This window comes from Tardiphaga sp. (genome assembly GCF_041424195.1).
Classification (GTDB): Bacteria; Pseudomonadota; Alphaproteobacteria; order Rhizobiales; family Xanthobacteraceae; genus Tardiphaga.
Window position 1 is genome coordinate 65,865 of sequence record NZ_JBGMOE010000090.1, and the last position, 20,706, is coordinate 86,570.

At 62.7% G+C, this 20,706-nt stretch carries 19 protein-coding genes; 14 read left to right on the plus strand and 5 right to left on the minus strand.

Annotated elements, in window-relative coordinates:
- Positions 1-62: 62 nt before the first annotated feature.
- The 3 genes from ACEK02_RS13885 to ACEK02_RS13895 all read right to left on the minus strand — a co-directional run bounded on the left by ACEK02_RS13885 (position 63) and on the right by ACEK02_RS13895 (position 3,520).
- On the minus strand, positions 63-1,706 hold the full coding sequence (locus tag ACEK02_RS13885) for a regulator (protein ID WP_371422263.1): 1,644 nt from the start codon (positions 1,704-1,706) through the stop codon (positions 63-65).
- The gene (locus ACEK02_RS13890) at positions 1,703-2,452 is read right to left on the minus strand and encodes a cysteine hydrolase family protein (protein WP_371422264.1); all 750 of its coding nucleotides are present in this window, start codon (positions 2,450-2,452) and stop codon (positions 1,703-1,705) included. Before ACEK02_RS13890 ends, ACEK02_RS13885 begins: the two co-directional genes overlap by 4 nt.
- A gap of 261 nt (positions 2,453-2,713) precedes the next feature.
- Positions 2,714-3,520, minus strand: a complete 807-nt coding sequence (locus ACEK02_RS13895; RefSeq protein ID WP_371422265.1) for an SDR family oxidoreductase — start codon at positions 3,518-3,520, stop codon at positions 2,714-2,716.
- Positions 3,521-3,702: 182 nt separating this feature from the next.
- Between ACEK02_RS13895 and ACEK02_RS13900 the strand changes: the two genes are divergently transcribed.
- Entirely contained in the window at positions 3,703-4,428 is a 726-nt protein-coding gene (locus ACEK02_RS13900; RefSeq protein ID WP_371422266.1) for a CBS domain-containing protein, read from the plus strand.
- A 48-nt stretch (positions 4,429-4,476) separates the two neighbouring features.
- Here ACEK02_RS13900 and ACEK02_RS13905 read toward each other — a convergent pair whose 3' ends face one another.
- The gene (locus ACEK02_RS13905; RefSeq protein WP_371422267.1) at positions 4,477-5,535 is read right to left on the minus strand and encodes a polysaccharide deacetylase family protein; all 1,059 of its coding nucleotides are present in this window, start codon (positions 5,533-5,535) and stop codon (positions 4,477-4,479) included.
- 162 nt (positions 5,536-5,697) lie between these two features.
- On the opposite strand from ACEK02_RS13905, the gene ACEK02_RS13910 reads away from it, so the two are divergent.
- The 10 genes from ACEK02_RS13910 to phoB all read left to right on the plus strand — a co-directional run bounded on the left by ACEK02_RS13910 (position 5,698) and on the right by phoB (position 15,939).
- Positions 5,698-7,101, plus strand: a complete 1,404-nt coding sequence (locus tag ACEK02_RS13910) for an OmpA family protein (RefSeq protein ID WP_371422268.1) — start codon at positions 5,698-5,700, stop codon at positions 7,099-7,101.
- Positions 7,098-7,397, plus strand: a complete 300-nt coding sequence (locus ACEK02_RS13915; RefSeq protein ID WP_371422269.1) for a hypothetical protein — start codon at positions 7,098-7,100, stop codon at positions 7,395-7,397. The genes ACEK02_RS13910 and ACEK02_RS13915 overlap by 4 nt, the downstream gene beginning before the upstream one ends.
- Positions 7,398-7,728: 331 nt before the next feature.
- Positions 7,729-8,775: a lysylphosphatidylglycerol synthase domain-containing protein gene (locus ACEK02_RS13920; protein WP_371422270.1), complete on the plus strand. Its 1,047-nt coding sequence runs from the start codon at positions 7,729-7,731 to the stop codon at positions 8,773-8,775.
- 37 nt (positions 8,776-8,812) lie between these two features.
- Complete coding sequence (locus ACEK02_RS13925) at positions 8,813-10,129, plus strand: ATP-binding protein (protein ID WP_371422271.1); 1,317 nt, start codon at positions 8,813-8,815, stop codon at positions 10,127-10,129.
- A 447-nt stretch (positions 10,130-10,576) separates the two neighbouring features.
- Positions 10,577-11,587 carry a phosphate ABC transporter substrate-binding protein PstS gene (gene pstS, locus ACEK02_RS13930; protein WP_371422272.1) on the plus strand — a complete coding sequence of 337 codons (1,011 nt, stop codon included), beginning with the start codon at positions 10,577-10,579 and terminating at the stop codon, positions 11,585-11,587.
- 145 nt (positions 11,588-11,732) lie between these two features.
- Positions 11,733-12,731, plus strand: a complete 999-nt coding sequence (gene pstC, locus ACEK02_RS13935) for a phosphate ABC transporter permease subunit PstC (RefSeq protein WP_371422273.1) — start codon at positions 11,733-11,735, stop codon at positions 12,729-12,731.
- A gap of 3 nt (positions 12,732-12,734) precedes the next feature.
- The gene (pstA, locus tag ACEK02_RS13940) at positions 12,735-13,580 is read left to right on the plus strand and encodes a phosphate ABC transporter permease PstA (RefSeq protein ID WP_149529330.1); all 846 of its coding nucleotides are present in this window, start codon (positions 12,735-12,737) and stop codon (positions 13,578-13,580) included.
- Positions 13,577-14,401: a phosphate ABC transporter ATP-binding protein PstB gene (pstB, locus tag ACEK02_RS13945; RefSeq protein WP_371422274.1), complete on the plus strand. Its 825-nt coding sequence runs from the start codon at positions 13,577-13,579 to the stop codon at positions 14,399-14,401. The genes pstA and pstB overlap by 4 nt, the downstream gene beginning before the upstream one ends.
- Before the next feature lie 28 nt (positions 14,402-14,429).
- Complete coding sequence (gene phoU, locus ACEK02_RS13950; RefSeq protein ID WP_371422275.1) at positions 14,430-15,143, plus strand: phosphate signaling complex protein PhoU; 714 nt, start codon at positions 14,430-14,432, stop codon at positions 15,141-15,143.
- A gap of 91 nt (positions 15,144-15,234) precedes the next feature.
- The gene (gene phoB, locus ACEK02_RS13955; protein WP_068737970.1) at positions 15,235-15,939 is read left to right on the plus strand and encodes a phosphate regulon transcriptional regulator PhoB; all 705 of its coding nucleotides are present in this window, start codon (positions 15,235-15,237) and stop codon (positions 15,937-15,939) included.
- A 124-nt stretch (positions 15,940-16,063) separates the two neighbouring features.
- Here the strand turns inward: phoB and ACEK02_RS13960 are convergent, their stop codons facing one another.
- Entirely contained in the window at positions 16,064-16,573 is a 510-nt protein-coding gene (locus tag ACEK02_RS13960) for a GcrA family cell cycle regulator (RefSeq protein WP_371422276.1), read from the minus strand.
- Positions 16,574-17,019: 446 nt separating this feature from the next.
- Here ACEK02_RS13960 and ACEK02_RS13965 point away from each other — a divergent pair, with 446 nt between their 5' ends.
- The 3 genes from ACEK02_RS13965 to ACEK02_RS13975 all read left to right on the plus strand — a co-directional run bounded on the left by ACEK02_RS13965 (position 17,020) and on the right by ACEK02_RS13975 (position 20,370).
- Positions 17,020-18,258: an aspartate aminotransferase family protein gene (locus ACEK02_RS13965; protein ID WP_371422277.1), complete on the plus strand. Its 1,239-nt coding sequence runs from the start codon at positions 17,020-17,022 to the stop codon at positions 18,256-18,258.
- Positions 18,258-19,196, plus strand: coding sequence for an ornithine carbamoyltransferase (gene argF / locus ACEK02_RS13970; RefSeq protein WP_371422278.1), 939 nt, complete (start codon positions 18,258-18,260; stop codon positions 19,194-19,196). Before ACEK02_RS13965 ends, argF begins: the two co-directional genes overlap by 1 nt.
- Before the next feature lie 175 nt (positions 19,197-19,371).
- Positions 19,372-20,370 (plus strand): Hsp33 family molecular chaperone, encoded by a 999-nt coding sequence (locus ACEK02_RS13975; protein ID WP_371422279.1) that lies wholly within the window; start codon positions 19,372-19,374, stop codon positions 20,368-20,370.
- The last annotated feature ends 336 nt before the right edge of the window (positions 20,371-20,706 follow it).

Genomic DNA, 20,706 nt, shown 5'->3' on the forward strand with positions numbered 1-20,706 from the left:
GACTGCACGATGCGGACCTGCTGCGGATGGCACGGGTGTGCCACCCGCAGGTTGAGACGATATTATTCAGCAGGCACGGCAAGTGGCGGCTCCGATTGCGGGACAGAAGACAGGCTGGTTGCACCGAACTTGTCCGCGGCAAAGAGCCCGGCTGCAACAAGAGCATAAGCGAGAGCGACGCCGGGCGTCACCCCCAATCCGCCGCCGATGCCGATGGCCTCGCCGTGCATGAAGCCGAAATAGGTCAGCACGGCACCGGCCAGAGCGAAGGCTGATGCGTTGATGAATTTGCGCTCGATGACGAACACCGCAATGGCGCCGAGCACGAGGCCGACCAGGATCGAGCCGCCGCCCATGACTTCGAGGCCGTGGAACAGCACGCCGTTCTGCCCCATCTTGGCGATGAATTCGGGCGAATGGATCGCGCCGAAATTCATCCCCGCGGCGCCGAGTGCGCCTGACAGCAGCACCGTGGCCCAGGCCGCAAGATGCGGCGTCAGTGCGAGGGCGATAGCGGGGGCGTGTTCGCGTGGTGTGGTCTCGAAGGCCTGCGCGCAGATCAGCATGCCGATATAGAGCAGGATCGGCGAGATCGCGACCACAGGAATGATCGCCAGCATCAGGGCAATGACGCCGAACCACGACAGCACGATCACCATCAGTCCGGTCGCTGCCGAATAGCCGATCCGGCCGCCCATCGCTTTCCAGCCGGGGTGGCCGATATAGACCGCATTGATGAAAGGGTTGCCCATCAGGCAGCCGATCAGCGAGACGACGCCGTCCGCGGTCAGTACGCGCGTGGTCGGATATTCGTCGCCGGCTGCTTCCGCGGACTCCACATTGTCCATCGCTTCCACCAGGTCGTAGATGCCATAGGGAATGGCGGTGACCAGGATGACGCCGAGGAACTGGAAGCCGGAGAACACGTGATCGAACGCGGGGATCGGCACCGAGAAACCGAAATTGCTGAAGGCCGCGGTGACACCGGCGACGCTGACGCCGCCGATGCCGATGCCGAGCAGGTTCGAACCCCAGGCGATCACCATGCCGACACCAATTGCGACAAGGCCTGCCGGGACGCCCTTGGGATATTTATAGCCGCCGAACCAGCTCAGCATGATGATGGCAAAACATGTGAGGCCGATCACCGGCGTCATGAACATTTCCAGCGCCGGGCGCATCGCGATGAAGGCGATGGAGACACCGGCCAGCGTACCGAGCAGCGCGGCGCGCGGCGTCACCTTGCGGATCCAGGGGGCGATGAAGCCGCCGATCATCAGGATGAAGCTCTGGAAGAACACCCAGACGAGGCCCGCCTCCCAGCCCTTGATGGGATCGCCTGTCGTGATCGAGATCGGCAGCATGATCACGAAAGTAACGATGAACATATGCGGCACGCTGATGCCCGAGGGCAGCGCGCAGACATCCGTGCGGCCGGTCTTCTGCGCCAGTTTGTAGGCGAGCCAGGCGTAATACATCGTCGACAGGCACATCATCAGGCCCATCGCCGGCAGGATGCGGCCGAACACGATGTTGTCAGGCATTTTCAGGACGAAACGCAGCAGGCCGGTCAGCACCAGCATGTTGACGAGGATGTTGGTGCCGAAGCCGAAAAATGCGTTCCAGTCGCCCGGCGTCCATAGAGCGGGCTTGAAGTCGGATTTGCCGGCAGAATCTTTAGAAAACGTCCCTGCGGTCGTGCTCATCGTGATGCTCCTGCTGCAAGTTTGTTGGAAGTCTCCGGTGTGTTCTCAGAAAGTGTCGTTTCAGAACGTGCGATGGCATCGAGAATGGCGGCGGAGTCGGCGACCCAGCCGAAGATGCCGCCCTGGGCCTTGATCATCTTCAGGCCCATCTCGTGAAATTCGGGGAAGTACGACGCGCATCCATCCGCGATGACGATGCAGCGATAACCGCGGTCGTTGGCTTCGCGCACGGTGGTGTTGACGCAGACTTCCGTGGTGACGCCGCAGACCAGCAGCGTGTCGATGTCGCGCGCCTTGAGGTCGGCACCGAGCGTCGTGGCGTAGAACGCGCCCTTGCCGGGCTTGTCGATGACGATCTCGCCTTCGACCGGATAGAGCGCGGGAATGATGTCGTGGCCGGCCTCGCCGCGAATGAGGATACGTCCCATCGGGCCGGGATCGCCGATCCGCAAGGAGGGCGCGCCCCGTTCGATCTTGGCGGGCGGCGCGTCGGACAGATCGGGCAGGTGTCCCTCGCGGGTGTGCACCACCATCATCCCCGTCTCGCGCGCGGCTTTCAGTACCGCAGCGATGGGAGCGACGGCGCGGGCGAGTTGCGACACGTCGTTGCCGAGCGTCTCACCGAAGCCGCCGGGCTCCATGAAGTCGCGTTGCATGTCGATGATGACGAGTGCTGTCGTGCCCCAGTCGACCGCGATCGGGCCGGGTTCGGCAAGGACCATCGTTGTATGCAGTGAGTCCGCCATCGCCGTTTACTCCCCGAGGCATGGATGTCTCGGAAGTTAACGAAGCAAGCGGCGTGCCATTGTGTACAACGACAACGGGCGGACCGTGTCGGAAATTATATTTATAGGAATCAGATAGTTATTTAAAAATAGCTTTGCGGCTTAAATTTCGTCCTCGGGCCACGAACTGGTTAATTGCCTAATTCATAGCCGAGGCTGATAGATCGGCAGCGCGTCATTGCAGCCCATGAAGGCCCGCAATGACGCGCCGCGCGAATGTCTTCAATCCCAGCCGTCGCCCTTGATGCCCGGATTCGCATAAACGATGCCGCCATCGACCGCGATAGTTGCGCCGACCACATAGTCGCCGGCGCGCGAGGCGAGATAGATCGCGGTGCCTGCCATGTCCTCGTCAGTGCCGATACGGCCGGCGGGCACGCGGGTCGCCACTTCATCGGCATTGTCGCGCGCGGCCTTGTTCATGTCCGACTGGAACGGACCCGGCGCGATGGCTGTGACGACGACGTGATCCTGGATCAGTCTCACGGCCATGCGGCGTGTCAGGTGGATCAGGCCGGATTTGCTCGCCGCATAGGAATAGGTCTCCATCGGATTGACGAAGATGCCGTCGATGGACGCGATATTGATCACCTTGGCGGGCTTGTCCGCGCTGGCTGCTGCACGCAGCGGTCCGGCCAGCGCCTTGGTCAGAAAGAACGGCGTCTTGACGTTCAGCGTCATCACCTTGTCCCAGCCGCTCTCCGGAAATTCGTCGAAGTCCGCGCCCCAGGCGGCGCCCGCATTGTTGACGAGAATGTCGAGCTTGGGTTCGCGCTTCTTGATTTCGGCAGCCAGCATCTCGATGCCGGCCATGGTCGAGATGTCGATCGGCAGTGCGATGCATTCACCGGCATATTGCGCGGAGAGTTCTTTCGCGGTGGCTTCGCACGGCCCGGCCTTGCGCGCGGTGATGTAGACCTTGGCTGCGCCCTGGCTGAGAAATCCCGCTGCGATCATCTTGCCGATGCCGCGCGAGCCGCCGGTGACGAGTGCAATGCGGCCATCGAGCGAAAACAGATTGGTGAACATGATGCCTCCCGTTTGTTTTGTCGTTGGGGCGATTGTGTGCGGCGGCGGGCAAGGGGAGTCAACAAGGCGAGTCAACAAGCGCTGCCGCAGTTGAGCGAGATCAAGGCCGGAACCGGCGGCCGGCGTAGGCTTCTCGCATTGGTTCGTCCAGCAAGCGGACCTCAACCCAACGGGAGAGAGCCATGAGAGCTCATCAAATTATGACCCGCAAGCTCGTCACCGTCTCGCCAGACGCGTCGATCAGCGAAGCTGCGAGGTTGATGATCGACTACCACGTCAGCGGATTGCCCGTGGTGGATGCGGCCGGCAAGCTGGTCGGCATTGTGACCGAGCGGGATTTCCTGCGTCGGCATGAGGTCGGCACGCAGCGCAAACGTCCGCGCTGGCTGGAATTCGTACGTGGCCCCAGCCGGCAGGCCGTCGACTATGTCCGCGAAGCCGGCCGCAAGGTGCACGAGATCATGACGCGTGATGTATGCACGGTCACCCCGGACATGGAGCTGTCGGATATCGTTGAGGTGATGGAGAAGTATCACGTCAAGCGTGTCCCGGTGCTGCAGGGTGGGGCGCTCGTCGGCATCGTCAGCCGGCAGAATTTCGTCGAGGCCATCGCCGATGTCCTGCACGACGTCTCCGATGTCGGGTCGAGTGATGCGTTGATCCGCCGCCGCATCGTCGCTGTGCTCAGGCATAACGAATGGACACCCGTCGGCCTCGGCGTCCGGGTGAAGGATGGCGTCGTGGACATCGACGGCGTCATCACGGACGAGAATGTCCGTCGGGCGATCGTTGTGGCCGCTGAAAATGTGGCTGGCGTAACCCGCGTCAACGAGCATCTGTGCTGGGTCGATCCGATGTCGGGCGTGTATTTTCCGCCGGACACCGATCTGCCGCGAAGGGCGGTCTGATCCGGTGTGGGACGCGAGGCTGCAGTTCGCCTGCAGCACACGATCAGACTAGCCGACGCCGCGGCGCTGGAAGCCGTTCCACATCGCGGTGGCTGCGCCGGAGGTCAGCACCGGCAGATAGCGGGTGTCCTGATAGTTGCCGTTCAGGGAGACCCTCGGCAGCGCTGTGAGCTGCGAGAAGTTGTCCGAGGCGATCACGCCGGGGCGGGTTGTCACGGCTGTCTCGAAGCCGGCGCTTTTCGCCAGTGCGAATTCCCGTGTGCCGGCGGAACAGCGGTCGCCATAGGGATAGGCCAGATGCACGGCCCGGCGCTGCAGAACGTTTTCGATATCGGTGCGGCTGGCTGACAGCTCATGCGCGGCCATCGCCTCGGTCTGTTTGGCGAGATTGCAGTGGCTCACGGTATGCGCGCCGATCGTCACCAGCGGATCGGCTGCGAAAGGTTTGAGTTCGTCCCACGACATGCACAGCTCACGGCTGACCGCGTCTTCGTCGATGCCATGCGCGGCGCAGAGCGCGCTGACCTCGCGGCGGATATCCGCTTCTTCCGGCAAGCCGCGCAGCCAGCCATGCAGGCGGTCGAACGCCATATCCTTGCCGGCGAGGGTCGATGTATCCAGGCGCACCATCTGTCCGTCGATCGGGGCCTCGATCACATCGGCTTTGGCGACGATGCGCTCCAGCGTCACCCACCACAGCCGGCCGGTACCGGAGGCGAAGTCGCTGGTGACATAGACCGTGAAGGGCGCGTCGAAATCCTGCATCGCGGGCAGGGCATGGTCGCGGTTGTCGCGATAGCCGTCATCGCAGGTGAAACAGGCGAAGCGGCGCGAGAAATCCTGCTCGGTCAGCCGCCGCCGCACTTCATCGGGGGTCACGATATCCACGTCGGTTGCGCGCAGATAAGCGAGGGTGGCGCGCAGGAAATCGGGCGTGATCTCGAGGTGGCGGTTGGGCTGGAACGGGCCGGCATGGGCAGGACGCACATGGTGCAGCATGAAAATGGTGCCCACGCCGCCGAAGATCGGTCGCAACACCCGGTGGGCCCCGCTGAAATACAGCGCATCCAGGCCAGCACGAATAATCGTGTTGCGAATCTGCTTCATCGTATGACCCAGCAATTGATGCTACCCACGGAAATGATCAGAAACGATTGAACAAAGCGTTATTCGAATACCCGCGGCGGCGCCAGAGGTTTGCCTTGATTTCAGTTTGACAGTCCCGCAAGGGTTTGTTTTCTCTCTGTTTCCAGACCCGCAGGACGTCGAATGCACGGATTTTACAGGTGGAGTGCCAAATGGTGGCCGGGGCTCATCCCGCTTGCCATCCTTTGGGCGGTTGCTGCCTGGGTTAGCACGATTCCGCTTGAAACGGATTTAACGGCGCGCAGCACTGCGGCGCTGAAAAACACCATCCTCGACAAAAGCCAGATCACGGTTGCCGGCCGTGACGTCACCTTTTCCGCGGAAGCCTTCTCCGAAGAGGGCCGGCGCAGCGCGGTCTCGTCGGTCGAGGCGTCGCCGGGCGTGCGCCTGGTCAATGACGAAACCCGTCTCGTCGCCGAGGCCAAGCCGTTCGTCTGGGTCGCGGAGCGCGACAATGTCCGTGTCACGCTGTGGGGAACCGCGCCATTGCCCGCCAGCAAGGCGCGAATTGTGGAAGCGGCCCGCGCCGCACTCAGCGGAACCGAGGTCTCCGACCGCATGGGCCTGAAGCGCGGCGCGCCGCCGCGGTTTGATGCCGCAGCTGTGCTGTTGCTTGATCAGGTCGCCAAGTTGAAGGAAGGCAAGGCGGTCATTTCGGATACCAATGTCAGCCTCTCCGGCATGGCGCGCGATCTCGGCGGTCGCGAAGCCGTCGCGGCGGCGCTGAAGAACCTGCCGGAAGGCTTCACCGTGGCGGCCAACGACATCAAGGCGCCGCCCTATGTGTTCCAGGCCAACAAGGATCCGGTGACGAACACGCTGACGCTGAGCGGCTATGTCCCGGACAACAACATCCACGCCGCGCTTGCGTCGGCTGCCGGACGCAAGTTCGGCAATGAGAAGATCGTCGACAACCTGAAGGCCAGCATCGGCGCGCCCGGTGGTTTTGCCGCGGCGGTGACAACGGCGCTCGGCGCGTTGTCGCGGCTGTCGACCGGCGCGCTGGTGGTGTCTGACCGCGAGGTGAAACTGTCGGGCGACGCACTCTATGAGGTCGCCGCCGACCAGATCCGCGCAAGTCTGGCGCGGGAGCTTCCGCAGGGCTGGCAGGCCAAGGCCGAAGTCTCGGTGAAGCCCGCCGCGGCACCGGTCGATGCCAGCGTGTGCCAGCAGCTGTTCGCGCAGAATCTGACCAAGGGCCGCATCCGGTTCGAGACGTCCAGCGCCAGCATCAATGTGGATTCCGCGGGGTTGCTCGACCGCCTCGTGGAAATCGCCATGCGCTGCCCCAATGTGAAGGTCGAGATCGCCGGTCACACCGACGGCGATGGCGACGCGGCGTTTAACCAGTCGCTGTCGGAGAAGCGCGCGGCTGCGGTCGAGGATTATCTGGTGAAGGCCGGCCTGCCGGCGGACCGTTTCTCGACCGTCGGCTACGGCAGCACACAGCCGATCGCCACCAACGAGACCGACGAAGGCAAGCTGCAGAATCGCCGGATCGAGTTCATCGTGAGGCAAGCGCCATGACCTATCTTGCCATGTTTCACTGGGGCTGGCTGCTTGGGGCGTTCCTGATCGGCTTCTGCACGGGCTGGATCGCCGTGGTCTATCGCGGGCGTCCGGTGTCGCGCGCATGGATCCAGCGCCTGTCGGTGATCGCCGTGGTCGTCGTCGGCATCGCGATTGCCAAAGTCGTGCCCGGCCGCTTCGGCTACTGGCTCGATCTCGGCCTCGCATTGTTGGCGTTCTATCTCGTCGGCTGCGCCATCGGCTCGTGGCTGCGCGATATTGTGGTGGTCAGGCAGCAGGCCCGCTCGACGTGAGGTCGGTGGTGCATGCCGCCGCCGTCTGTTTTATCAACGTCTCGCCGCCAAATCGGCGGCATGGGGTCACGAAAGCCTCATTGTGACGTGAGACGCGTCAGGATGTCGGCATTTTGCCGCAGCGAATGTGCCCGTGACGCTGGTGGTTTGTTCGGGGTGACCTAATATACTGATGTGGCTTGTTTTTATTCACAGCCGGCGAATTTCACTTTGCCGAAAAACGCGCTACGACGGTTGTGCCGAAGACAACGTGATGTGGCGGTTCCGCCAAGGTTAGTCAGACTTCCCTGGTCCAGATCTCCCTGGTCAAAGGATCGCATTCGAGGTTGAGATGCTGGAAGCAATACGCAGGGCGATTTCGTTTCTGCGCGAGAAGCAAATCCTGCACAAACTCGGTGTCTTGATTAGCGTCGCGGTGATCGGCGTCGCTTGCTACATGCTGTATCACAAGCTTCGCAACATCGACGCCGCCGCCGTCTTCCGGGCGATGACGGAGACCGAGCCCCGGCTGATCATGCTGTCCGCGCTGTCGGTCGCGGCCGGCTATTTCACGCTGACATTCTATGACTGGTTCGCGGTGCGCACGATCGGCCGCCGCGACGTGCCGTACCGGATCAATGCGCTGGCGGCTTTCACCAGCTATTCCATCGGCCACAATGTCGGCGCCAGCGTCTTCACCGGTGGTGCGGTGCGGTACCGGATCTATTCGGCCTGGGACCTCAGCGCGGTCGATGTCGCCAAGATCGTGTTTCTGGCCGGACTGACTTTCTGGCTCGGCAATCTCGCGGTGCTCGGCATGGGCATCGCCTATCATCCGGAAGCCGCCAGCGCGATCAACCAGGTGCCGCCCTGGCTGAACCGCATCCTGGCCTTTGTCATCCTCGCCGGCCTCGTCGGCTATGTGGTTTGGGTCTGGATGAAGCCGCGCAGCGTTGGCCGTGGCCCATGGTCGGTGGTGCTGCCCGGCGGCCCGCTGACCTTGCTGCAGATCACCATCGGTATCATCGATCTCAGCTTCTGTGCGCTGGCGATGTATATGCTGGTGCCCGCCGAGCCCGATGTCGGCTTCGTCGTGGTCGCGGTGGTGTTCGTCTCGGCTACCTTGCTGGGGTTCGCCAGCCATTCGCCGGGCGGACTTGGGGTGTTCGACGCCGCGATGCTGGTCGGCCTCGAAATGATGGATCAGGAAAAGCTGCTGGCTGGCATGTTGCTGTTCAGGGTGCTTTATTACCTCGCGCCATTCTTTATATCAGTCATGTTACTGACGCTTCGCGAGCTTATTGTTGGTTCGCGATCGAAAAAGCTGCAGGCGGTCGCAGCGGAGGCCAAGCCCGATGTCGGCCATCCGCTGAAGGAACACGGTCGCTCCGGCGCCTGACACACATTCGCATTCGCAGCAGGAAGATCCGGTTCAGATGGCCATTGAAGCTTCCCCATCGACCATGTTCTCGCCGTGGCCTGATCGGCTGCGGCATTCGGCGATCATTCTGCTGGCCGCTGGCCTGGCGCTGGCCGCACTGGTGTTTTTCGGCGAATTGTCGCCGCTGCGCGCAGGTATCGTGTTCGTCTGCATCGCCGGCGCGGCGCTGGTGCCGTGGCGGCTGCACGACGTGGTGACGGCGCGCGACGAGGCTTTGGCGGCCAATCCTGTCGAGGCGCCCGCGGTGCGGGCTATCATTGCCGGCATTCCCGATCCCGCCGTGCTGCTCGACCGCGCCGGTCGCGTCATCCATCTCAATGCCGCTGCCGCGCAGCTCGCGCCCGCCTTGCGCAAGAACGAACTCGCGCAATTCGCGCTGCGCTCGCCGGAGATCATCACCGCCCTGCGCGAGGCCATCGCCACCACCGAGCCGCGCCGCGCGACCTATCTCGATCACGTGCCTGTCGATCGCTGGATGGAGTTGATGATCACGCCGGTGCCGGTCCCGACGGCCTTTGGCGGCACTGACACCTGCATGCTGATGACCTTCCACGACCAGACGCCGCTGCGCCGTGTCGAGGAAATGCGTGCCGATTTCGTCGCCAATGCCAGCCACGAGCTGCGCACGCCGCTGGCGGCGCTGTCCGGCTTCATTGACACGCTGCAGGGACCGGCCAAGGACGACGCCAAGGCGCGCGAGCGCTTTCTCGGCATCATGCATGCGCAGGCGACCCGCATGGCACGGCTGATCGACGATCTGCTGTCGCTGTCGCGCGTCGAACTGTCAGCGCATGTGCGGCCGGATACGCTGGTCGATATTCTCCCCATCATCCGCCAGGTCGGCGACGGCCTGGAGCCGCTCGCCAATGAGCGCAACGTCAAGATCGAGATGGAGCTGCCGGAGACGCCGGTGTCCATCGCCGGCGATCGCGAGGAATTGCTGAGGCTGTTCGAGAACCTGATCGAGAACGCGCTGAAATACGGCGCGTCCGGCGGCAAGGTCGACGTGTCGCTGGTCACGGCATCGACGGCGGAAGGCGTGCCGGAAATCCGCGTTGCCGTGCGGGACTATGGCCCGGGCATCGCTCCCGAGCATCTGCCGCGCCTCACCGAACGTTTCTACCGGGTCGACGTGGGCGACAGCCGCGCGCAGGGCGGTACGGGCCTCGGCCTCTCGCTGGTGAAGCACATCCTGAACCGGCACCGCGGCCGGCTGCTGATCGAAAGCGTGCCGAAGAACGGCGCGACCTTCACCGCCGCCTTTCCGCAGGTGAAGACGCCGCCGGCGCCTCCCCCCTCCGCCGCGTCCTGACGCTCAAGCTCCCGTCGTCCTGGTTGCTGTGTCCCCCGTTACGAGCCGCCCTCGAGCGGTTTCGTATGGCTGCGCTTTGCCCGGACCGTCAAAAAAGCCCTGGCACGCGGTGCGTCATAGCGTCCGATCCAACCTCGATACCGTGCCCGCGACTGTCAGATGCGCGCATGCTGGCGGGACCGAATTCCGCCTGCTGAAACATATTGTTAACCCCTGTGACGGTCGATTTTTGACGGTATCGCATGGCCCATAAGGCACGGCATTTTTGGTGTCATTTGCACGGTAAAACTATCGGCAAGGACATAAAAACCGAGCATTTACAAATGCTTATCGCCGTCATCCAAGTGTCACGGAACTATCATAAAAGCACAATCGACCACCCCTAAACGGGCGGCGTGAGCACCACTTGGCGCATTCGGCGTTATCGCTCACCAGATGGAGATAACCATGAAATTCCTGAAAACGATCGTCGTCGCCGGCCTGGTGGCCGCCTCGACCTCGGCATTTGCCGCCGACATCACGGGCGCTGGAGCGACCTTCCCGTTCCCGGTCTATTCGAAGTGGGCCGACGCCTACAAGAAAGAGACCGGCAATGGTCTCAACTACCAGTCCATCGGTTCGGGCGCTGGCATCAAGCAGATCCAGGCCAAGACCGTGACCTTCGGCGCCACCGACGCGCCGCTCAAGGCTGAGCAGCTCGAGAAAGACGGCCTGGTTCAGTGGCCGATGGTGATGGGCGCGATCGTTCCTGTCGTGAATCTCGAAGGCATCGCATCGGGCGAGCTGGTTCTCTCCGGCGAAGTGCTCGGCGACATCTATCTCGGCAAAGTCACCAAGTGGGACGACGCTGCCATCGCCAAGCTGAACCCGAAGCTGAAGCTGCCGTCGGCCGCCATCACCGTTGTTCGTCGTTCGGACGGTTCGGGCACCACCTTCAACTTCACCGACTATCTGTCGAAGGCTTCGGCTGAGTGGAAGACCAAGGTCGGCACCGGTACCGCCGTCGAGTGGCCGGTTGGCGTTGGCGCCAAGGGCAACGAAGGCGTTGCTGGCAACGTCGGCCAGACCAAGAATGCCATCGGTTACGTGGAATATGCTTACGCCAAGCAGAACAAGCTGACCTATACCGGCATGATCAATAAGGCCGGCAAGACCGTGCAGCCGACCGTTGCAGCCTTCCAGGCCGCTGCGTCGAACGCCGATTGGGCCAAGGCTCCCGGCTACTACGTGATCCTCACCGACCAGCCGGGCGACGCTTCCTGGCCGATCACTGCCGCGACCTTCATCCTGATGCACAAGACCCCGGTCGATAAGGCTGCATCGGCTGAAGCCGTGAAGTTCTTCAAGTGGTCGTTCGAAAAGGGCGCCAAGATGGCTGAAGAGCTCGACTACATTCCGATGCCGGAACCCGTCGTCAAGCTGATCGAAAAGACCTGGTCGGCTGACATCAAGAGCTGATCTGGTACGGGCGGAGGAGAGGGGCATCTCTCCTCCGCCTATTTTTTTACCGAGCTGGATTTCTCTTCGCTGTTCGGACTTCGCGCCCTGACAGGCCCATCCAGGGCAGTGCGTTTTGGGTAATATAACAATACAGGGGACTGGCGTGGCAGACATGGCCGTACAGAGCTCACCGATGGACGCCACTGGACCTTATGACCGCGCAAAGGCGCTGAGCGCCTTCAAGGCCGGAGATCAGGCGTTCTATTGGATCACGCGCATCTCGGCGCTGTCCGTTCTGTTCATTCTCGGCGGCATCATCCTCTCGCTCATCGCCGGCGCATGGCCAGCGCTCCACGAATTCGGCTTCTCGTTCCTGACCACGCAGCGCTGGGCTCCGTCGGCTGATCCGCCGGTCCTTGGTGCGCTGGGCCCGATCTACGGCACCCTGATCACGTCGGTAATTGCCATGGCGATCGCGATTCCGGTCGGTCTCGGCATCGCGATCTTCCTCACCGAACTGTGCCCGCAATGGCTGCGTCGTCCCATCGGCATGGCGGTCGAACTGCTCGCGGGCATTCCGTCGATCATCTACGGCATGTGGGGCTTCTTCGTGCTCGGCCCGTTCCTGGCCAACCATTTCCAGCCGTTCCTGATCTCGACCTTCGAAGGCGTGCCTGTGCTCGGCACCATTTTCGCCGGTCCGCCGTCCTATCTCTCGCTGTTCAACGCCGCGCTGATCCTCGCCATCATGGTGCTGCCCTTCATCACCTCGATCTCGGTCGATGTGTTCAAGACGGTGCCACCGGTGCTCAAGGAAGCGGCCTACGGCGTCGGCTGCACCACCTGGGAAGTCGTTCGGAACGTCGTCATCCCCTACACCCGCGTTGGTGTGATCGGCGGCATCATGCTGGCGCTCGGCCGCGCACTCGGTGAGACGATGGCGGTGACCTTCATCATCGGCAACTCGTTCCGCATCACCGGTTCACTGTTCGGTCCAGGCACCACGATCTCGGCGGCGATCGCCTCGGAATTCGCGGAGAGCGACGGGTTGCATCAGTCCGGCCTCATCCTGCTCGGCCTGCTGCTGTTCGTGCTCACCTTCATGGTGCTTTCGGCCGCGCGTCTGATGCTGATGCGGCTTGAAAAGAAGGCGGGGAACTAAGTCATGAACCCGATTTACGCATCCCGCCGTCGCAACGACACGATTGTCCGCGGCCTCTGCATGGGTGCCGCCCTGTTCGGCGTCACCTGGCTCGCGCTGATCCTGTTCACGCTGTTCTATAACGGTCTCGCCGGCATCAGCCTGCAGATCTTCACCCAGAACACGCCGCCGCCCGGCTCCATGGAAGGCGGCCTGCTCAATGCCATCGTCGGTTCGGTCATCATGACTGTGATCGGCGTCGGCATCGGAGCGCCGCTCGGCCTGTTTGCTGGCACCTACCTCGCTGAATATGGCAAGCACGACAAGCTGACCTCGGTGATCCGCTTCATCAACGACGTGTTGTTGTCGGCCCCGTCCATCATCATCGGCCTTTTCGTCTATGGCGCGGTGGTGGTTCCGATGGGTGGCTTCTCGGCTCTCGCCGGTTCGCTGGCCCTCGCCGTGATCGTCATCCCTGTCGTGGTCCGTACCACCGAAGACATGCTCGGCCTCGTACCCAACCCGCTGCGTGAAGCGGCATCGGCGCTCGGCCTGCCGCGCTCCCTGGTCATCAAGCGGATCGCCTATCGTGCAGCCCGGGCCGGTCTGATCACCGGCGTGCTGCTGGCGACGGCGCGGGTCGCCGGTGAAACGGCGCCGCTGCTGTTCACCGCGCTGAGCAACCAGTTCTTCAGCCTCGATCTCACCAAGACGATGGCCAACCTGCCGGTGACCATCAACAACTTCGTGCAGAGCCCCTACGAATATTGGAAGCAGCTCGCCTGGAGCGGTGCCCTGATCATCACCTTGACCGTACTTGCCCTTAACATTGGCGCACGCATTCTCGGCGCCGAGAGGACAGCAAAATGAGTGAGCTTTCTGTGTCGTCTGGCGTTCCCTCCGTCTCGATGCCGCCGCCGGTCCTGCAGGGCGAGACCCGTCCCAAGGTCACCGTGCGCGACCTGAACTTCTATTACGGCGAACACCATGCCCTGAAGAAGATCAACCTGACGCTGATGGCGAACCGCGTGACCGCGTTCATCGGCCCGTCGGGCTGCGGCAAGTCCACGCTGCTGCGCATTTTCAACCGCATGTATGATCTGTATCCCGGCCAGCGCGCCGAAGGTCAGCTCATGCTCGATAACCAGAACATTCTGGATCCGAAGCTCGACCTCAACCTGCTGCGTGCCCGCGTCGGCATGGTATTTCAGAAGCCGACCCCGTTCCCGATGACGATTTACGAAAACATCGCCTTCGGTATCCGCCTCTATGAAAAGATCTCCAAGTCGGAGATGGACATCCGCGTCGAGAAGGCGCTTCGTGGCGGTGCGCTCTGGAACGAAGTCAAGGACAAGCTCAACGCGTCGGGCCTCAGCCTGTCGGGTGGTCAGCAACAGCGTCTGTGCATCGCGCGCACCATCGCGGTTCGGCCGGAAGTGATCCTGTTCGACGAGCCGTGCTCGGCGCTGGATCCCATCTCGACCGCGAAGATCGAGGAGCTGATCGACGAGTTGAAGGATCAGTACACGATCGCGATCGTGACCCATAACATGCAGCAAGCCGCCCGCGTCTCCGATACCACGGCCTTCATGTATCTCGGCGAACTGATCGAGTTCGATCAGACCAACAAGATCTTCACGTCGCCGACCGATCGCCGTACCCAGGATTACATCACCGGCCGCTTCGGCTGACGCGACATGTTCGCGGGAGGATTTAGAGATGGCTTTTGAACACACCACCAAGGCATTCGACGACGATCTGCAGGAGCTGACCCGTCTCGTTGCCGAGATGGGCGGCCTCGCTGAACGGCAGATCGTCGAATCCGTCGATGCGCTGATCCGCCGGGACGTCGCACTCGGCGCCCGCGTCGTCGCCGCCGATGCCGAGATCGACCAGTTGCAGCGCACGATCGAGGAACGTGCCGTGCTGACCATCGCCAAGCGCCAGCCCATGGCTGTCGACCTGCGCGAGATCGTCGGCGCGCTGCGCGTCGCCACCGATCTGGAGCGGATCGGCGATCTCTCCAAGAACATCGGCAAGCGCGTCAATGCACTCGACAGCGACTTCCACCCGCTGAAGCTGATCCGCGGTCTCGAGCACATGACCGACCTCGTGACCACCCAGGTCAAGTCGGTGCTCGACGCCTATGCCGCGCACGATCTGCCGGCAGCCATGACGGTGTGGAAGGGCGACGAGGAAATCGACGCCATCTGCACCTCGCTGTTCCGCGAACTCCTCACTTACATGATGGAAGATCCGCGCAACATCTCGTTCTGTATCCACCTGATGTTCTGCGCCAAGAACATCGAGCGGATCGGTGACCACGCCACCAATATCGCGGAAACCGTGTTCTACATGATCGAGGGTCAGCAGATGGTCGACAAGCGCCCGAAGGGCGACATGACCAACTTCGCGAATACGCCGACGGCCTGACGCATGATCCGGAAAAGGGGAAGCCGGTCTTCCGCCGGGTTCATGATCTGAGGCTTGTCGGACGTCACTGAGGGTATTGATCAATATGGCAATGAACGCGCGCATTTTAGTGGTTGAAGACGAGGAAGCACTCACGACGCTCCTGCGCTACAACCTCGATGCCGAGGGCTACGACGTTGAAACCGTAGCTCGCGGCGACGATGCCGACACCCGCTTGAAGGAGCGTGTACCGGATCTCGTGGTGCTCGACTGGATGCTGCCGGGTCTGTCCGGCATCGAACTGTGCCGCCGCTTGCGTGCGCGGCCCGAAACCAAGGCACTGCCGATCATCATGCTGACGGCGCGTGGCGAGGAGAGCGAGCGTGTTCGCGGTCTTGCCACCGGTGCCGACGACTACATCGTCAAGCCATTCTCGGTGCCGGAACTCCTGGCGCGTGTGAAGGGTCTGCTGCGGCGTGCCGCGCCGGAGCGTCTCGCCACCGTGCTCGCTTTCGGCGATATCGAACTCGACCGCGACAAGCGCCGCGTCGTGCGGTCCAGCCGTCCGATCGATCTCGGTCCGACCGAATATCGCCTGCTGGAGTTCTTCCTGGAACATCCGGGTCGCGTATTCAGCCGAGAGCAGTTGCTCGACAGCGTCTGGGGCCGTGACATCTATATCGATGAGCGCACTGTCGACGTGCATATCGGTCGCCTGCGCAAGCTGCTCAATCCCGCCGGTGAGCCGGATCCGATCCGAACCGTGCGCGGTGCCGGCTACGCACTGGATGACCGCTTCGACAAGGCGGCGGAGTAGGTCTCTCTTCCTTCTCCCCGCCCGGCGAAGCGAGGCTTCGCTAGGCGGGGTGAGGCAAGCAAGTGCCAACGAAAAATGCCCGGCATCGCTGCCGGGCATTTTCATTTGGCTTGATACGTCCGGTTCAGCGCGTCGGCTTCGGCACGGCGCGACGGCGGTCACTGGCCGGCTGATAGGCGATGCGCGAGTGATGTGCGCAATAGGGAGCGCCGGCCAGCGCCTTGCCGCCGCAGAAGTAGAATTCGGGGCTCGACGGATCGCCGATCGGCCAATGGCAGGTGGCTTCGTTGAGTTCGACCAGCGACAGGCGCTGGCTGATCGGCACGATATTGTCATAGGCGATCGGGTCGGGCTCGGCCTCGACTTCGTAATTATGGGCCAATGCCGTGTTGCCGCGGGCCATCGGGCGGGCGACACGCACCATCTGCTGTGCCGGGCGCGCCTTGCGCTGCCGCGGAGCTGCCGAGGAGGGGCTCTTGGCGCGGCCGGACAGGCCGAGGCGGTGAACCTTGCCGATGACAGCGTTGCGGGTCACGTTACCGAGTTCCGCAGCAATCTGGCTGGCGGAGAGGCCGCCTTCCCAGAGTTTCTTCAACTGTTCGACGCGATCGTCGGTCCATGTCATTACCGTCATCGCCATTTTCCCTTCGTGAGCGCCAGCCTGACCGGGCAGCGCTGCGAGTTGAGACTTCAAAAATCCCTGCGGTCAGAATCCTTTAGCGCTCACCGGGCGCGAATTTCGCGTCCGGCTTTTACGCCGCACTGGATGTGTCAAAAGGATCTACCGCCGCACGAGATGTCGTATCCGACGAGGCAAAAGCTACAATATGCCGTGACTCACGCGCAAGAGTCGGGCATGCCGCGTCCACATGCTTCTGCAAACAAAGCAGCAAAATCGGCTTTTTCTGCGACTCCGTGTGACTCGAAAGCCGCAGTGCGCGGTTGACAGTCCTCGCAGCACACCTAGAATAATGCCCACGTGCCGCCCGAGAAGGGCGGCACGTTTCGTTTCTAGGGTCCGTTGTTCGATTTCGCACAGTTGTCATCGACGCGGACGCAGTCTTTTCGATCGGATCGGTTATGACCAACAACGCAACGTCCTCGCCCCTCTCTCAGGCTCACTTGCTGCCTGTTTTCGCGCGTGCGGATGTCGCTTTCGAGCGCGGTGAAGGCGCCTGGCTGATTGGAACCGATGGCGAGCGCTATCTCGATTTTACCAGCGGCGTTGCTGTCAACGCTCTCGGTCATGCCCATCCGCATATGGTTGCCGCGTTGCAGGAGCAGGCCACCAAGCTCTGGCACATGTCGAACCTGTTCAAGAGCCCGGACGGTGAACGCCTCGCCGCCAGGCTGTGCGAACAAAGCTTTGCCGACTTCGTGTTCTTCGCCAATTCGGGCGCGGAAGCGATGGAATGCGCGATCAAGGTGACCCGGCACTATCATTTCTCCAAGGGCCATCCCGAGCGCACCCGCATCATCACCTTTGAAGGCGCGTTCCATGGCCGGACGCTTGGCACGCTGGCTGCGACTGGCGCCGCCAAATATCTCGAAGGCTATGGTGCGCCGCTCGACGGTTTCGACCAGGTGCCGCTTGGCGATATCGAAGCGGTGAAGAAGGCGATCGGTCCGAACACCGCCGGCATTCTTATCGAGCCGCTGCAGGGCGAGGGCGGCGTGCGTGCGCCGAGCAACGCGTTCTTCGGCGCGCTGCGCGAACTCTGCGACAAGAACGGCATCCTGCTGATCTTCGACGAAGTGCAGACCGGCATGGGCCGCACCGGCGAACTGTTCGCCTATCAGCGTATCGGTGTGACGCCGGATGTCATGTCGCTCGCAAAAGCGCTCGGCGGCGGTTTCCCGATCGGCGCGTGCCTCGTCACGGCGGAAGCGGCTGAAGGCATGGCGCCCGGCTCCCATGGTTCGACCTTTGGCGGCAATCCGCTGGCGGTGGCCGCGGCGAATTCCGTGCTCGATATCATGCTGAAGCCCGGCTTCTTCGACCATGTGAAGAAGATGTCGTTGCTGCTGAAACAGAAACTCGCGGGCGTGGTCGACAGCCATCCGGACGTGCTCAGCGAAGTGCGCGGCGAAGGTCTGCTGATCGGCCTCAAGGCGGTGGTGCCGGCGGGCGATCTCGTGGCCGCATTGCGCGATGCGAAGCTGCTGACCGTCGGCGCCGGCGACAATGTCGTGCGCTTCCTGCCGCCGCTGATCGTCAGCGAGTCCGAGATCGAGCAGGCCGTGCAGCGGCTGGAGCAGGCCTGCGTGGCCCTCGGCTCATCCGCCAGGACATCTGCAAAGACGCAGGGAGCCGTGTGATGAGCACGTCACCGCGGCATTTCCTCGATCTCACGGCCGTACCGGCCGCCGAGTTGCGCAACATCATGAATGCAGCAGCCGCCATGAAGGCGAGGCTGAAGGGCCGGGACGGCTCCAATGCCGAGCCCGATCGTCCGCTCAAGAACAAGACGCTGGCGATGATCTTCGAGAAGCCCTCGACGCGCACCCGCGTATCGTTCGAAGTGGGCATGCGTCAGCTCGGCGGCGAGGTCGTGATGCTCACCGGCGCCGAAATGCAGCTCGGTCGCGGCGAGACCATTGCCGATACCGCGCGCGTGCTGTCGCGCTTCGTCGACATCATCATGATCCGCATTCTCAATCATGACTCGCTGATGGAACTCGCGGAAAATGCGACGGTGCCGGTCATCAACGGCCTGACGCGCTTCTCGCATCCCTGCCAGGTGATGGCGGATGTGATGACCTATGAGGAGCATCGCGGCCCGATCAAGGGGCGCACCGTGGCCTGGACCGGCGATGACAACAATGTGCTGATGTCGTGGGCCCATGCGGCCGAGCGCTTCCAGTTCAAGCTCAACATCGCGACGCCGCCGCAACTGTCGCCGAAGAAGCCGTTCAAGGACTGGGTCAAGGCGACCAATGCGCCGATCACGTTCAGCGACGATCCCGATGCGATGGTGAAGGGTGTCGATTGCGTCGTCACCGACACCTGGGTGTCGATGGGCGACAAGGACGGCGAGACCCGCCACAACCTGCTGAAACCCTATCAGGTCAATGCGCGCCTGATGTCGCTGGCCAAACCCGATGCACTGTTCATGCATTGCCTGCCCGCCCATCGCGGCGACGAAGTCACCGACGAGGTGATCGACGGACCGCAATCGGTGGTGTTCGACGAGGCCGAAAACCGTCTGCATGCGCAGAAGGGAATTCTGGCCTGGTGCCTGCGCGCGGTGGCGTGAGGCGTATCGAATTTATCGCCCAATACCTCCGTCATGCCCGGCCCTGTGCCGGGCATCCCCGTCTTGGTACCTTGCAAAGGCGTGGATGGCCGGGACAGGCCCGGCCAAGACGAGCAGCTATTTCCCGGTTCCCTGCACCTTTCACTTGCGGCCCTCCGACCCCAAATAGAGCGCCATGACCCCATCAGATCCAAATCTTGAGCCCGACGCCCCCATTCGCGCGCCGTCTTCCGTTCCGGTCGATGACGCAGTGCTGCCTTTCGAGGTCGCGCCGCTCGATCTGCGCGGGCGGCTGACCCGGCTTGGCCCCGCGCTCGATGAGCTGCTCGCCAAGCATGATTATCCCGCGCCGGTGGCCAAGCTGCTCGGCGAGGCGATCGTGCTCACGACACTGCTTGGCTCGGCGCTGAAATTCGACGGCCGTTTCATCCTGCAGACCCAGACCGACGGTCCGGTGTCGCTGATGATCGTCGACTTCCGCGCCCCGGATAAAATGCGCGCCTATGCGCGGTTCGATGCCGAGCGCCTGCTGCCCGGTCTCGGCACCGCGGCACTGCTCGGCAAGGGCCATCTGGCGATGACCGTCGATCAGGGCCCTGACATGAGCCGTTATCAGGGTATGGTCGCGCTGGACGGCGGTACGCTGGAAGATGCCGCGCATGAATACTTCCTGCGTTCCGAGCAGATCCCCACCAAGGTGCGTCTCGCCGTGGGCGAGGAGTGGCGCAGCGGTGAGGAGGGTGGCCCGAAACATCGCTGGCGCGCCGGCGGCATGCTGCTGCAGTTCCTGCCCAAGGCGCCGGAGCGCGTGCAGCGCGATCTCCATGCCGGCGACGTGCCGGACGGCGTGAGCGCCGATGCCGTGCCGGAAGATGACGCCTGGGTCGAAGGTCAGTCGCTGATCGGGACGGTCGAGGATGTGGAACTGATCGATCCCGATCTGTCCGGCGAACGGCTGCTGTATCGCCTGTTTCACGAGCGCGGAGTTCGCGTGTTCGCGCCCTCGCCGCTGCGCGCGGAGTGTTCCTGCTCGCGCGATGCCGTGTCCGGCATGCTCAAGAGCTTCGAGCCGCAGGACCGCGCCGACATGGTCAAGGACGACAAGGTCGTCGTGACCTGCGAATTCTGTTCGTCGGTCTACGAGTTCACACCGCAGGAAGCGGGCGTGGAATAGGGCGCCTACCCGCGTCACGCCCGCTGTCATTCCCAGCCACTTCGCTTGGCAAGCTCGTCATTCCGGGTTCGCGATACGCCGCCCCGGAATGACGCGTGTGGGTCTGGAAGATGTCAAACATTTTTTCCTATTCGTATTGACAACATCCCCATCTTGATTATTTTCCCCATCGTCCTGCCCCATCGAGAGGGGCGATCGCGATCGTCACGATTGCGGGGCGGGATGCGGTGGACGCCGGAGATGCGGCGTCACGGGATGTGTGGGTACCGGCTGTCTGCGGGCAGGCCGCATCGCCTGTGGTCAGGATACCACTGGGACAGGCGGGACGGTTTGCTG

Coding starts and splice junctions, on each gene's coding strand:
- argF (WP_371422278.1), top strand. CDS start 18,258: ATGAGCACGTCACCGCGGCATTTCCTCGATCTCACGGCCGTACCGGCC.
- ACEK02_RS13885 (WP_371422263.1), bottom strand. CDS start 1,706: ATGAGCACGACCGCAGGGACGTTTTCTAAAGATTCTGCCGGCAAATCC.
- ACEK02_RS13975 (WP_371422279.1), top strand. CDS start 19,372: ATGACCCCATCAGATCCAAATCTTGAGCCCGACGCCCCCATTCGCGCG.
- ACEK02_RS13905 (WP_371422267.1), bottom strand. CDS start 5,535: ATGAAGCAGATTCGCAACACGATTATTCGTGCTGGCCTGGATGCGCTG.
- ACEK02_RS13925 (WP_371422271.1), top strand. CDS start 8,813: ATGGCCATTGAAGCTTCCCCATCGACCATGTTCTCGCCGTGGCCTGAT.
- ACEK02_RS13960 (WP_371422276.1), bottom strand. CDS start 16,573: ATGACGGTAATGACATGGACCGACGATCGCGTCGAACAGTTGAAGAAA.
- ACEK02_RS13920 (WP_371422270.1), top strand. CDS start 7,729: ATGCTGGAAGCAATACGCAGGGCGATTTCGTTTCTGCGCGAGAAGCAA.
- phoB (WP_068737970.1), top strand. CDS start 15,235: ATGAACGCGCGCATTTTAGTGGTTGAAGACGAGGAAGCACTCACGACG.
- ACEK02_RS13915 (WP_371422269.1), top strand. CDS start 7,098: ATGACCTATCTTGCCATGTTTCACTGGGGCTGGCTGCTTGGGGCGTTC.
- ACEK02_RS13900 (WP_371422266.1), top strand. CDS start 3,703: ATGAGAGCTCATCAAATTATGACCCGCAAGCTCGTCACCGTCTCGCCA.
- ACEK02_RS13965 (WP_371422277.1), top strand. CDS start 17,020: ATGACCAACAACGCAACGTCCTCGCCCCTCTCTCAGGCTCACTTGCTG.
- pstB (WP_371422274.1), top strand. CDS start 13,577: ATGAGTGAGCTTTCTGTGTCGTCTGGCGTTCCCTCCGTCTCGATGCCG.
- ACEK02_RS13895 (WP_371422265.1), bottom strand. CDS start 3,520: ATGTTCACCAATCTGTTTTCGCTCGATGGCCGCATTGCACTCGTCACC.
- phoU (WP_371422275.1), top strand. CDS start 14,430: ATGGCTTTTGAACACACCACCAAGGCATTCGACGACGATCTGCAGGAG.
- ACEK02_RS13910 (WP_371422268.1), top strand. CDS start 5,698: ATGCACGGATTTTACAGGTGGAGTGCCAAATGGTGGCCGGGGCTCATC.
- pstA (WP_149529330.1), top strand. CDS start 12,735: ATGAACCCGATTTACGCATCCCGCCGTCGCAACGACACGATTGTCCGC.
- ACEK02_RS13890 (WP_371422264.1), bottom strand. CDS start 2,452: ATGGCGGACTCACTGCATACAACGATGGTCCTTGCCGAACCCGGCCCG.
- pstS (WP_371422272.1), top strand. CDS start 10,577: ATGAAATTCCTGAAAACGATCGTCGTCGCCGGCCTGGTGGCCGCCTCG.